Origin of the sequence: Pseudomonas sp. CCC3.1, assembly GCF_034347405.1 — a bacterium.
GTDB lineage: Bacteria > Pseudomonadota > Gammaproteobacteria > Pseudomonadales > Pseudomonadaceae > Aquipseudomonas.
On record NZ_CP133778.1, the window covers coordinates 1,969,099 to 1,981,090 of the forward strand.

At 57.1% G+C, this 11,992-nt stretch carries 14 protein-coding genes; 5 read left to right on the top strand and 9 right to left on the bottom strand.

The genetic code is table 11. The features are described from left to right. The first annotated feature begins 47 nt into the window (after positions 1-47). Complete coding sequence (gene bkdR, locus RHM56_RS09000) at positions 48-536, top strand: Bkd operon transcriptional regulator BkdR (protein WP_322240658.1); 489 nt, start codon at positions 48-50, stop codon at positions 534-536. On the opposite strand, the gene RHM56_RS09005 is transcribed toward bkdR, so the two are convergent. Together RHM56_RS09005 and RHM56_RS09010 are read right to left on the bottom strand one after the other, a co-directional pair. After that, complete coding sequence (locus RHM56_RS09005; RefSeq protein WP_322240660.1) at positions 537-1,088, bottom strand: cysteine hydrolase family protein; 552 nt, start codon at positions 1,086-1,088, stop codon at positions 537-539. 236 nt (positions 1,089-1,324) lie between these two features. Beyond that, positions 1,325-1,876 carry a histidine phosphatase family protein gene (locus tag RHM56_RS09010; RefSeq protein WP_322240662.1) on the bottom strand — a complete coding sequence of 184 codons (552 nt, stop codon included), beginning with the start codon at positions 1,874-1,876 and terminating at the stop codon, positions 1,325-1,327. A 135-nt stretch (positions 1,877-2,011) separates the two neighbouring features. On the opposite strand from RHM56_RS09010, the gene copC reads away from it, so the two are divergent. The 3 genes from copC to RHM56_RS09025 all read left to right on the top strand — a co-directional run bounded on the left by copC (position 2,012) and on the right by RHM56_RS09025 (position 4,700). Next, the gene (gene copC / locus RHM56_RS09015) at positions 2,012-2,386 is read left to right on the top strand and encodes a copper homeostasis periplasmic binding protein CopC (RefSeq protein WP_322240664.1); all 375 of its coding nucleotides are present in this window, start codon (positions 2,012-2,014) and stop codon (positions 2,384-2,386) included. A 4-nt stretch (positions 2,387-2,390) separates the two neighbouring features. Then, a complete protein-coding gene (gene copD, locus RHM56_RS09020; protein WP_322240666.1) occupies positions 2,391-3,236 on the top strand; it encodes a copper homeostasis membrane protein CopD in 846 nt (281 codons plus the stop codon). A gap of 93 nt (positions 3,237-3,329) precedes the next feature. Beyond that, positions 3,330-4,700, top strand: coding sequence for a gluconate:H+ symporter (locus tag RHM56_RS09025; RefSeq protein WP_322240669.1), 1,371 nt, complete (start codon positions 3,330-3,332; stop codon positions 4,698-4,700). Positions 4,701-4,764: 64 nt separating this feature from the next. Here RHM56_RS09025 and lpxO read toward each other — a convergent pair whose 3' ends face one another. The 5 genes from lpxO to RHM56_RS09050 all read right to left on the bottom strand — a co-directional run bounded on the left by lpxO (position 4,765) and on the right by RHM56_RS09050 (position 10,091). Next, a complete protein-coding gene (gene lpxO, locus RHM56_RS09030) occupies positions 4,765-5,664 on the bottom strand; it encodes a lipid A hydroxylase LpxO (RefSeq protein WP_322240670.1) in 900 nt (299 codons plus the stop codon). 219 nt (positions 5,665-5,883) lie between these two features. Further along, positions 5,884-6,828: a PfkB family carbohydrate kinase gene (locus tag RHM56_RS09035; protein ID WP_322240672.1), complete on the bottom strand. Its 945-nt coding sequence runs from the start codon at positions 6,826-6,828 to the stop codon at positions 5,884-5,886. Beyond that, positions 6,821-8,284, bottom strand: a complete 1,464-nt coding sequence (locus RHM56_RS09040; protein WP_322240674.1) for a purine-cytosine permease family protein — start codon at positions 8,282-8,284, stop codon at positions 6,821-6,823. The genes RHM56_RS09035 and RHM56_RS09040 overlap by 8 nt, the downstream gene beginning before the upstream one ends. 92 nt (positions 8,285-8,376) lie before the next feature. Further along, positions 8,377-9,381 carry an ADP-ribosylglycohydrolase family protein gene (locus tag RHM56_RS09045; RefSeq protein ID WP_322240676.1) on the bottom strand — a complete coding sequence of 335 codons (1,005 nt, stop codon included), beginning with the start codon at positions 9,379-9,381 and terminating at the stop codon, positions 8,377-8,379. Then, a complete protein-coding gene (locus RHM56_RS09050; RefSeq protein WP_322240678.1) occupies positions 9,378-10,091 on the bottom strand; it encodes a GntR family transcriptional regulator in 714 nt (237 codons plus the stop codon). Before RHM56_RS09050 ends, RHM56_RS09045 begins: the two co-directional genes overlap by 4 nt. A gap of 246 nt (positions 10,092-10,337) precedes the next feature. Here RHM56_RS09050 and RHM56_RS09055 point away from each other — a divergent pair, with 246 nt between their 5' ends. After that, a complete protein-coding gene (locus RHM56_RS09055) occupies positions 10,338-10,913 on the top strand; it encodes a GNAT family N-acetyltransferase (protein ID WP_416194893.1) in 576 nt (191 codons plus the stop codon). A gap of 105 nt (positions 10,914-11,018) precedes the next feature. Here RHM56_RS09055 and RHM56_RS09060 read toward each other — a convergent pair whose 3' ends face one another. Together RHM56_RS09060 and RHM56_RS09065 are read right to left on the bottom strand one after the other, a co-directional pair. After that, positions 11,019-11,708 carry an endonuclease I family protein gene (locus RHM56_RS09060; RefSeq protein ID WP_322240680.1) on the bottom strand — a complete coding sequence of 230 codons (690 nt, stop codon included), beginning with the start codon at positions 11,706-11,708 and terminating at the stop codon, positions 11,019-11,021. A 4-nt stretch (positions 11,709-11,712) separates the two neighbouring features. Next, complete coding sequence (locus RHM56_RS09065; RefSeq protein ID WP_322240682.1) at positions 11,713-11,964, bottom strand: DUF1654 domain-containing protein; 252 nt, start codon at positions 11,962-11,964, stop codon at positions 11,713-11,715. Positions 11,965-11,992 lie beyond the last annotated feature (28 nt).

Here is an 11,992-nt window from a genome sequence, read left to right on the forward strand (position 1 = left end):
AAGGATAAGAATTCTGCATAAACATAAAAAACAGGTGTTTTTGTCTCATGCGCAAGCTAGATCGAACGGATATAGGGATTCTCAACAGCCTTCAGCAGAATGCGCGGATCACCAATGCGGACCTCGCGCGCTCGGTCAACCTGTCACCGACGCCGTGTTTCAACCGGGTCAAGGCGATGGAAGAGCTGGGGTTGATTCGTGAGCAAGTGACCTTGCTTGATGCCGATATGCTGGGCTTGCACGTCAACGTGTTTATTCATGTCAGCCTGGAGAAACAGGTCGAAGAGGCGCTGCAACATTTTGAGGCGGCGATTTCAAATCGCCAGGAAGTCATGGAGTGCTATTTGATGGCGGGCGACCCGGATTATCTGATCCGGGTGCTGGTGCCGAGCATTCAGGCGCTGGAGCGCTTCATGATGGACTTTCTGACCAAAGTGCCCGGCGTGGCCAATATCCGTTCCAGCTTTGCCCTCAAGCAAGTGCGGTACAAAACCGCACTGCCGTTGCCGCCGGGCGGGCTGATGCTGGAAGAATGATCAAGGCCCGGTGAAGTTCACGTCGGCGCTGTTGACCAATGTCACAAAGGCGCCTTCAAGCGTCGCATTGTGATGCTCGATGATCTGCTCGGCCGATAGCTGCGGGGTGTCCATACAGGTATGGGCATCTGCAATCAGCAGGGGTTCAAAGCCAAGCTCTACGGCCACTCGGCATGTTGTGTCGATGCAGTACTGGGTTTTCAAACCGGCCACCAGCAACTGGCGAATACCTCGATGGCTTAATTGTTCGGCCAGCTCAGTGCCCAGGAAACAGCTGGGGCGGGTCTTGTTGAAAAGGGTGTCGAGCAGCGGATCAATCGCCAGTTCCGGCAGCAGTTGCCAGAAGGGGCTCTGGGGTTCGATGGGTGATCCCTTCGGGCCGGTGTGTTGAGCGACGAACACAGGCACGCAGGCTTGACGGGCAGATGCGATGAGTTGGTTGACTGTGTCCAGAATCTCCGAGCCTTTGTAGGGCTTTTCAGGCCCGCGAAAGAGGCCCACCTGCATGTCGACAATCAACAGCGCACAGTGCTTGGCATTCAACTTGAGCATTCGCTCTCTCCTTATAGATGCCAGGCATGGAGCAGGAACTAAAAGGCCCCGTCCATGACTGGCGGGGCCTTGTTGACTGCGTCAGTTCAACTCACGCAGCCCGCACACGCCCGCCATTGGCGGTAGTGGTCGTGGTTGTGGTGAGGTACTGCGCGGTCATGTTCATGGGGCGATCATGCCCTGATCTGTTTAGGCTTCGCAAGCACTGGGTTGCACCTGTGACCGGTGTTTTGGGCTCAAACCCGCAGCCGCCAGCGTTCGGTATAACGCAGGTCGACGATCGACAAGGGTTCGACATCAATCAGGTTAAAGGAGGCGGTGCTGGCTGTCAGGGCATGCAAAATGGCTGCACGGATGACGAAGGGGTGAGTCACCACGGCAAAGTGGCCTTCTTCGCGAAAGCTGTCGAGCCAGGTTCCGACCCGCAGGCACAGGCCTTGTACCGATTCGCCGCCGTGCGGGGCCGCGTTGGGATTGTTGATCCATTCGGTGAGTCGCTCAGGAATGCTGTGTTGCAGGTCTGGCAGGCTTTGTCCTTTCCAGTCGCCCATGTCGTAATCCTCAAGCTGCGGCACGATTTCAATTTCAATCTCACGGCTTAATGCTTGAGCGGTTTGAAGTGTCCGGGTTTCAGGGGCGCAAAGAATGCGCACGGGCTTTTTCAGTGCCGAGGCCATGAGCGCCGCTTTTTCCAGGCTTTTGGGCTCTGCCGGCTCATCGAGTGCGAAGCGCGTCAGGCGCTGGGCTTGCGTGCGGGCGTGACAAATAAAGCTGAGACGAATGGGCATTATCAAATCCTTGCGGGTGATGCGCTGCAGTCGCAGAGGGTACGCGTTGAGTCCACATGGGTGGCGTGTGGGCGCTCCTCAATTGAGATTAGGCGAGTATTATTGCCGCGTATTCCAATCTCAAGGTACTTCACGATGTCTGCTGCTTTCTTGAAAAAAGTCCTCAATACAGCTGCTTTGGTGACACTGATGGCGGGTGCCAGCGCGGCATTTGCTCACGCGCACCTTGAGCAGGCAACCCCGGCTGCCGATAGCAGCACCGCTGATGTCAAAGAACTGCGTTTACAGTTTAGCGAGGGGGTAGAACAAGCTTTTACCAAAGTAGCCATCAGCCATGACGGCGCGCCTGTCGCACTGAGCAGTGTGAACACTGAGCCTTCGGACAAAAAGGTACTGATCGTGACGCCGCAGCAGCCTCTTTCAGCGGGTCAGTACGAGGTGAAATGGAACGCGGTGTCTGTAGATACCCACAAAAGTGCGGGTCAATACCGTTTCACGGTGAGCAACTGAGTTGATGTTCAGCGCCATGGTTGTCTGTCGTTTTGTGCATTTCAGCGCGGTGTTGCTGCTGTTCGGGGCCTGGGTATTCAGGCCTTTATTGCTGGGGTTGCCGTCTGAATCGAGGCAACAACTGCGCGGCGTTTATCGCGGGCTGGCATGGCTGGCGCTGGTCAGTGGTGTGGCCTGGTTGCTGCTGACCACTTATTCAATGGCCGGTAGCTGGGATGACACTCTGAATCCTGCAACGTTAAAACTGGTGCTGGGCAGCACTTTTTTTGGTCAGGTGTGGGCAGGGCATTTGCTGTTTAACGGGCTGTTACTGCTGGCGTTGTACGTTACTGCCCGTTTTAGCGTGGTCTGTGTGCTGAGTTTTCTGTTGTTGGCCACCTTGGCCCCTGTCGGACATGGCGCGATGCTGGACGGTTGGCAGGGGCAGTTGCTGATCCTTAATCAGTTGATCCATTTGCTCTGTGTCGGGGCCTGGGTGGGCGGCCTGCCGATGTTGTGGCATGTACTCACGCGTCCTGCGGGGCTTGGGGTCGATGCGGTGCTGCGGCGCTTCAGCAATATAGGGTTTGTGCTCGTGGCCGGGATCATTCTCACAGGCCTGATCAATACACGGGTGCTGACCGGAGCACTGTGGCCTACGCCTTTGTTTGAAGGTTTTGCGCTGATTTTGCTGATCAAGGTGGTGCTGGTCGGGCTGATGTTGCTGTTGGCCTTGTTCAATCTCGTGATGAGCCGTGCCGGTCATTTTGCTGTGTTACGCAACAGTGTGGCGCTTGAGTGGTGCTTGGGGGTGTCGGCTGTGGCCGCTGTTTCATTGCTCGGGACCTTGCCGCCGTTGGTCATACGCTGAGTTGCGTCTGTCTCAATCTTCATCCAGCCCGGTTTTGTCATCCGTTATATTTAGCCTTCTCGTAACAAATAAATACAAAGAGAGGGCTCGTCGTTGGATCTTTCAAACCCGCTATGGCTGGCACATGACACTCAGTTGATCGTGTGCTGCCTGCTGGCAATTATCGCCATCATCGTTTTAATCAGTGTCTGTAAGCTCACGCCTTTTCTTTCGATTCTGATCGGTACCTTTGTCGCCGGGATCGGCGCAGGGCTGCCACCCGAAATGGTCGCCAAGGCCTTCAGCAAAGGTGCCGGAAGCATCCTGGGCGAAGCCGGGATCATCATTGCCCTGGGGGCCATGCTTGGCGCCTTGATGGCAGAGTCGGGGGCAGCGGATCAAATCGCTTCGACCTTGCTGCGCCATGCCAAGGGCAGTGCGTTGCCATGGGTGATGGCGTTGGTGGCGATGGTGGTGGGCTTGCCGTTGTTCTTTGAGGTGGGGCTGGTGCTGATGGTACCGATCATCTTTGTGATCGCCCGGCAGTCGGGGCAGCCGCTGCTCAAGGTCGCCATTCCCGCACTCGCGGGCATGACCACGTTGCACGCCTTGATGCCGCCGCACCCGGGTCCTCTGATTGCAGTCAGTGCCTTGCACGCGGATTTGGGGTTGACCATGTTGTTGGGGCTGAGCCTGGCGATTCCGGCGGTGATTCTGGCCGGGCCGTTGTATGGCATTTGGCTGTCCAAACGCATGCATGTGGTAGAGCCTGCCGAGCTGGGCGCGCTGTTCTCGGCCAAGGTACCGACCCGGCGCAAGCCGACGTTTGCAGTGTCGTTACTGATTATTCTGTTACCCGTACTGCTGATGCTTGGCAGCACCTTGGCCAAGGTCGCGATGGCGCCAGAGAGTGGGCTGGCCGTGACCTTGAAGTTTCTGGGTGAGCCGTTGATCGCGTTGGGGCTGGCGGTGATTGCGGCGGTAATTTGCCTGGGCTGGTCCATCGGCATGGCCCGCGATCAGGTGGGCGGCGTGCTGCGCAAAAGCCTGGCGCCAATTGCCGTGCTGTTGTTGACGATTGGTGCTGGCGGGGGCCTGAAAGAGACCCTGTTGCAAGCCGGGATCAGTGACACCATCAGCAAGGTAGCCACCGGGGCGCACCTTTCATTCGTGTTACTGGCCTGGTTGATTGCAGTGGCGTTGCGTCAGGCCACGGGTTCGGCAACAGTGGCGACCACCACCACGGCGGGTATTCTGGCGCCATTGATCATCGGGCTCGGGGGCACTCAAAGCTCATTGGTGGCGCTGGCCATCGGGGCGGGGTCGGTGTTCTTTTGCCATGTCAACGACGCGGGTTTCTGGATGGTGCGCGAGTACTTTGGCCTGGAGCTGAAACAGACACTGTGGGTGTGGTCAGTGCTGCAAACCATCGTCTCAGTGGTGGGGTTGGTGGGCACGTTGTTGCTGTGGAAGGTACTGGTCTAGAGGCTATCGCTCGCGATTTTTTAACGATCAAACAATCGCGAGCCAAGCTCGCTTCTGCAAGGCGCTAGATCAGCAGGAACAACGCCAGCAAGCCGCCGAAGATCGCCCATTTTTCCAGGTAGTAGCGTGTGCGATTGCGTTTTTTAAGCGCTTTGCCGCGCAAGCGAATGGTGTACAGCCGGGTAAAGGCCCGGTTCAGGCCGCCGGTTTTATCATTGGCATCGTTGGGTGAGCTGGCCGAGGCCATGACGGTACGACTGAACCATTGGTTGAAGGCTGCTGCCCAGCGGTATTGCATCGGCCGTTCAACATCGCAGAACAGGATGATGCGGTTTTTATCGGTGCTGTTTTCGGCGTAATGAATGAACGTTTCGTCGAACATCACCGCTTCGCCGTCACGCCAGGCGTAGTTCTGCCCATCGACATTGATGTAGCAGCCAGGGTCATTCGGGGTGTCCAGGCCCAGGTGGTAACGCAGCGAGCCCGCGTACGGATCGCGATGACGAACCAGCTTTGAGCCGGGCGGCAACTCGGCAAACATGGCGGCCTTGATGGTGCCGATGCTGTTGAGCAATTCAATCGTGCGGGGGCACAGTTCTCCGGCGGAAGGGTGGTTGTCGCCGTACCACTTGAGGTAGAAACGCTTCCAGCCGCTCTTGAAGAACGAGTTGAAACCCACGTCATTCGGCTGTTCGGAGCGTTTGATCTCACCGGCCTGCATCAGGCGTCGCGCTTCTTCGCGGATCTCTTGCCAGTGGTCCTGCAGGACCTGCAATTGCGGGAAGTCAGCTGGTTTCAAATAAGGTTGGCTGGGTACTTTGGAGAACAGGTACAAGAAACAGTTGATCGGCGCCAGGAAGCTGGAGTGGTCACTCAGTTGGCGACCGAGCTTATGGCGAACCTTGCCCCGCAGATGAACATAGGCGATGGATAAAACGTAAACAGCAATAATGATGAATTTCAAAAGGATCGTCACACAGTAAGAGAAGCGCCGCCCGACCTGCACGCAAGTGGCCCGACATCCTGTAGGAGTTGCCGGGCGCTGGTGTAACTGGAAGGGAGCCAAAGCGTAAGGTTAAAACAGCAGCCTGAGCGTTTTCCAGCTTTTGACTACAGATTTATGGCTGTTTGCCTACAGTCTTTAGTCGGGTTGCGAGTAAAGTTTTGTGTGTTTTGCTCTGTTTCAATGCTGTTTTTGCGCCTGAGAGCGGGCACTTTGGATAAACGTGTCAATTTCGTCGGCATTTGGAGCGGTGGCAGGCCCCCAACGGGTGACGGCCAAAGCAGCTGCCGCATTGGCACGTCTGGCCGCATCCGGCGCCGTGTAGCCTGTACTGAGCGCGGCAATCATGACCCCGGCATGAGCGTCTCCAGCGCCATTGCTGTCGATGGCGTTAACGTTGAAACCGGCAATCAGTTGCGGGCCCTGAGCGTCGTTGATCCAGCAGCCTTGCGGGCCGTCGCGGACCACCACCAGGCAGTCGCCGGGCAGCCGCGATTTCAGGGCGAGCAGGGCGTCGGCAATCGTGGTGCTGGCGCTGAAGCCTTGTGCTTCGCTGCGATTGCTGGTCCAGAGGTTCAGGCGGGGCAATAAAGCGCTGATCAAGGCGGGGTCGATATCTTGCAGTAATGGCCCCGGATCGAAGGTGACATGGACGCTGCGCGCCAGCCCGGATAGCCAAGTGAGCAGTGATGTGGCTTTGCCCGGATGCAGCAGGCTATAGCCGCTGACATACAGGTAGTCGTCGGGTTCGACATGCACCGTTGCAAGGTCCTCGCTTGACAGAACACCTTCTGCGCCAATGCAGGAAATAAACGTTCGCTCGGCATTGGCTTCGGTCAGTGCCACACAGAGCCCGGTGTCCTTGTCTGGATCAATTGGTTGGATGACCTCAATGCCTTCTGCCTGCATGGCCAGACGGGCAATATCGCCGAACTGGCCGCGGCCATGACGGCCAAGGTAAAGGGTTTTCAGCCCGTTGCGCTGTGCGGCCGCCATCGTATTGAAGCCGCCCCCGGCGTGGAAGCTGGCGCTTTTGGCTAATGCATCGCCGCCGGAATGGGGCAAGGTGTCGAGGGCCATGACCAGGTCAATGATCACTTGGCCAGTGTGCAGCAATCTAGGCATTGGCAGGCCCCGGTACAGCCAGTCGGCGGTCTTTGGCTCCGCCGAGCAGCGCATACAACCCGCCTGCGACGACAAAGGTCACGATCCAGCCTAGACCGTTATGGCCCAGCCACGAATCTGCCAGTGGCCCGACGAACCAGTCGGCGTCTGAACTGCCGACCCGGGTAAAGCAAAAGCCCAGAATCAGGGCCAGCGCCCAGGAACCCAGAGCCCGCCATTCAATACCGCCGTGGTACCAGTAAAAGGAGCTGGGGCTGACATCCAACAGGTCTTTGGGGCTGTAGTACTGGCGATGGATGAGGTCGACGACAAAGATCGCGACCCACGCAGTAATCGGAATGGCCGTCAGTGAAATAAACGTGATGAAGGGGCCATAAAAACTATCGGCGTACAGCATGAAGTAAATGGAACCACAGAAAATGGCCACGATATCGACGACAACGGCCTGCACCCGTTTGATTTTTATCCCTAGGGTCAGGGTGGTGAGCCCCGCTGAATACACTGACAGGTGATTGGACAGCAGTAAGCCGCCGAACGCGCTAAGCAGGTAAGGCACGGCCATCCATGCGGGCAACATGTTACGGATCGCGGCGATGGGGTCGGTGGCTGAGGCAAGGTCGTGGTTGCCGACTGACAACAAGCCGCCCAAGGTGATCAGCAAGATCAGTGGAATGCCTGCGCCCCAAGCCGCAGAGGCTACCAGTTGGGTCGCACTGACGCTGCGATGTTGATAGCGCGACATGTCAGCGCCGGCATTGGCCCAGCCGATCCCGGTGCCTGCCGCCATGATCCCGATGCCGATAATCACGGCACTGACCGGCGCTGGATTGGTGTTGAACACGGCCTGCCAGTCGATGGTGGCGCACAGAAAACCGCCGACCAGCAGGTTGAGTGCACCAAACAGGTAGGTTGCCCACTTTTGAATGACCAGCAAGGTGGCGTGGCCCAGTCCCGAAACAGACAGGGTCAACAGGGTGAAAATGGCGATAAAGAGCAGGGTGAGCAGTGGCGCATTTTTAGCGTCGGTGGGCGTGCCAAACACGATTGCACACAATGCCAGCAGTACAAATGCGGCGGTTGTGGTGTTGACGGTTTCCCAGCCGACGCGTGACATCAGAGAAATCAGCGTAGGCCCAATGTTGCCGCGCACACCAAAGATTGCTCGCGACAGTGTCAGACTTGGTGCTCGGCCGCGTCGTCCGGCGATGGAGATCACGCCAACCACCGCGAACGAACCCGCAGCACCGATCAACGCAACGAGGATGACCTGCCAAATGGCCAACTGGTGAAAGGCCACCAGCGTTGCACCCAGCGGCAAGCCGAGAATGCTGATGTTGGCCGCAAACCAGACCCAGAACAGTTGCAGCGGGTTGCCATTGCACTCGTTTTCGGGGACGGGTTCTATGCCACGGGTTTCCAGTTGCCCGGCACTGTGCCCAGCGTTGGGATTGCTCATGGGGCGCTGCTCCTGATGCGGATGTTGTCTTTCCAGGCACAGAGGGTGGGGCTCTGGGTAAGTCCTGGCGTGTTGCGGTCCTTCGCGGGGTTTTATGCGCTGCGTAGCGTTAGCAACTGTTGTACCAATGGTTCCAATTGCAGGTTGTTGACTGTTTTGACTTGCTGGATCAGTGCGCTCGGCCAGTGCTCCAGGCCAGCACACGCGCCGAGCATGGCGCCGAGAATAGCGGCGATGGTATCGGTGTCGCCGCCAATACCGGCGGCGATGCACAACGCATCGAAACTACTGAGGTTGCCGCTGGCTACCCGTTGCGCAAGGGCAAAGGCGGCCACCACCGACTCTTGAGACGCGACTGAAGTGCCAATTACGTCGTACAGCAAGTCGCCGAGGTTATCGGGGTTGCATTCATGACTGGCCTGTCTGGCCCAGCGAATGCGCGGGCCGATGCGGCCACCGGCGACCCAATGGCCGTGGTGTTCTGCCATGTAGGCGATTTCAGTGCCCGCATTGAGGGCGTGTTGCAGTTTGTTGCCGTTGATACCGCTTGAGATCACCGCGGCTACAGCGGCTGCGCTGGCAATGCCCAAACTGGTGTTGTGAGTGACCTGGCAGGCTTGAACCACAGCCTTTATGAATGATTCTGGCTGGCTGATATCGGCGGCTATGCCCACCGGTGTGATGCGCATGGCCGCGCCGTTAGTCGTGCCATAACGCCCGGACTCTTCGGGGCTGTGGCCTGCGAGGATCATTTCGATAGCGCGTTTGGTTGACGGCCCCAGAAGGTCTTGTGAACCTTTGGCCTGCATCGCGGCTTCCCAGGTGATCAGGCGCTGCGCCAGGGTGTTGGGGTCGATAGTGCCATTGCCGTCCACCAGTAGCTGGGCGACCAGAATGGCTTGCTCAGTGTCGTCGGTGATCGAGCCGCCAGGCATGTTGGGGGCGATGGGCTGATCGGCTGGCGCGTCTATCAAGCAAGTGATCGGACCAAAGCGGGTGAGAATGTGCGCTCGGCTAAAGGACTGCGTCGGCATGCCCAATGCATCGCCTAATGCCAGGCCATAAAAGGCGCCGAGTGCACGCTCAGCCAGCTTCATGCCGGGGCTCCAAATGAGTGATGCATGCGAAAGTGTGTCGGATCAAGCCAGCTCTCGACATGCTCCATGAGTCGCCCATGCCGGTCATAGGTGGTGCGCAAGGTTTTAAGGAATACCGTACCAACAGGGCGTCCGAGCAACAGCGCATCTTCTTCGTTGAGTGGTTCGGCGCCAATCCACTGATCGCCGTGATCGCCGATAAACCCATACGCAGCCAACGTAATGGTGAGCGAGTCATCAATCATGCCGACCCGTGGCAACCCTTCAAGCCCGCCGGTGGCTGGCATGAACGAACGCTCCAGGGATATGGCCGTCCCATCGCTGCGGCGCCGACGACGTTCCAGCATGATGAAATGGCTTAGGCCAAATCGAAGGGTTAACTCCGGGCGTTCGACGGATTCAAGTTTGAGCTGCTCGGTGTGGATGCGCGCTCCAGTACTGGCCAGTGCTTGTGCCCAACCATTTTTTTGATCGAGCGGTATGCCGTCAAAGGTCACGACAGACCCTCCTGTGGTGCGCCGAGCGATGTACTTGCGTCGTTCCAGCTCTGTCAGCGCCTGGCGTAATGTGCTGCGATTGACACCCAGTTCTTGAGCCAGTTGATCTTCATCGGGCAAGACATAGCCGTCTTCCATAAGCCCGTTTTCGATTTGGCGGACGAGCTCATTGACTACCTGTTGTTTCTTATTAAATCGAGCTTGTTTTATCATCCCGAGAGTAATAGCTCAGGCTCGGCAGTTCGGCAATAAATGAGCGCCATGAAATCTCATCAATTTGCGCGGCAGAAACGATTTGACGCGTGGAAAATGCCCCTGAGTCCTCTTGTGAGGCAAAACGTAGACGTTGATGTCACATTTGCCACCGGTTCAAGGAAGGTGTGAACCCACTATCGACAGTCAGTCTTTTGGGAAAACTCGGGCTGATGTCTGTTGCCGTTCTCTGCGCGACCACCCAATGTGTTGAGTCATGACTTCACGCTCTTGGTCTGTCCAGCCACCATTGATATTTCTGGAGAAGATGCCTTGATTCGTGTTGCTCAACCTGATGACGCTGCCGCGATTGCCAGGATTCACGTGCGCAGTTGGCAGCAGGCTTATGCTGATTTATTGCCCGCAGATTATTTGCACTCGCTCGACAGCACTGTGGGGCAGCGCGAGGCTTGGTGGCGACAATCTATCGAGGAGGCGAAGGAGCCGGTATTTGTGGCTTCAATCGACGGGATGATTGTTGGCTGGGTTTCTCCCGGCGCCAGTCGCGATGATGTCGAGTCGCAAAGGACCGGAGAAATTCGTGCGATTTATGTCCTGGCTGAGTATTGGGGCACCGGAATGGGTCGAGCACTCTGGTCGGCGGCCATTAAGTATCTCGCGCAGCAGCGCTATGAGCGCGTGACCCTTTGGGTGCTCGTTGGAAACCATCGCGCTATTGCCTTTTACACCCGTGCCGGGTTGGAGCCTGAGATCGGTTCCAAACGCAGCATTGTGCGAGGCGGACAATCTCTCGAGGAAATCCGTTATCAGTTGGCGCTTTGAGGAGGCAGAGTTCGCTCGCAAACTAATCGCGCTGCTATTGCTCAAGCAACTGCCTCAAGCGTTGCTACATGCCCTACCGCCAGTAGGGCATGTAGCGGCGCTGAGCTAGCTGCAGGCCTTCAGATTGACCGGGCCGACAAAGTCGTTACCGCGACCCATTACGCAGGCTACGGCCTGGTTGCGCTGGCGCTCCCAGTTTTGGACCGGGTAGGTTTTGTTCCAGGCGGCGTACAACTGCTGATCCTGTTTGGAGAGACGCAGGTTGTAGCGCTTGCTCATGTACAAATAGGTGCGTGCAATCATTCCGCGGATGCGCGGACGCGGCATGACTTTTTTAGCCTTGAAATCGACTTGAGTCAGGCACGAGCCATATTGGCTTGGTTGTGTCGGCAGCCAGCCAAAACTGAAGTTGTTTCGATCGCCGTTTACTTCGCCAATGCTCGGCACCAGGTTGTGCAGGTCAGCTTCTGCGACTTTGTAGACCGGGTCGTTACGGGTGCAATTTTTTCGTCCCCCGTTTTGCCAGCATTGACGCTGATGACCAATCTGCCAGGCAGGAACAATGTGTTCCCACTCGATACGCGCTGCGCGGTTGGCATTTTTGCGCGGTACGTAACCGCACGCTTTGAGATCAACGCGGTTGCCGGAGTATTTGCAGCCGCAGTAAAACTCGGTCGATTGGGGCTCGTAGAGTTTCCAGGCGATTTTTTTTGCTTCGCTGAATGTCTGCGGGGCCGCAGCGTGTGCACTTAAAACAGTAAAGAGGCTGGCAAATGCCAGTAAACGAACCCTCATTGACTCAGTCTTCCTCTGGTACGGTCCAGAAAACATTGACGCCGCCGCAATCACGGTGAGCGATGGTGACGTTATCGTTTTCGGAAATTTCTTCCAGCAAGCGCTCCCAGAATTCCGGGTTATCACCTTCCTGCCGGTCCAGCACCGCCATTCTGTCTTTTTGAGCTTTAGGCGAGCTGATGATTTTTTGTATGCGCATGCCGAAAACTTCGTACGGGCTCGGAAGGGCCGGTTCTTTCGCCGTTTTTTTAGCCATGATGCGATCCTTGGTTAGCTGTATGCGC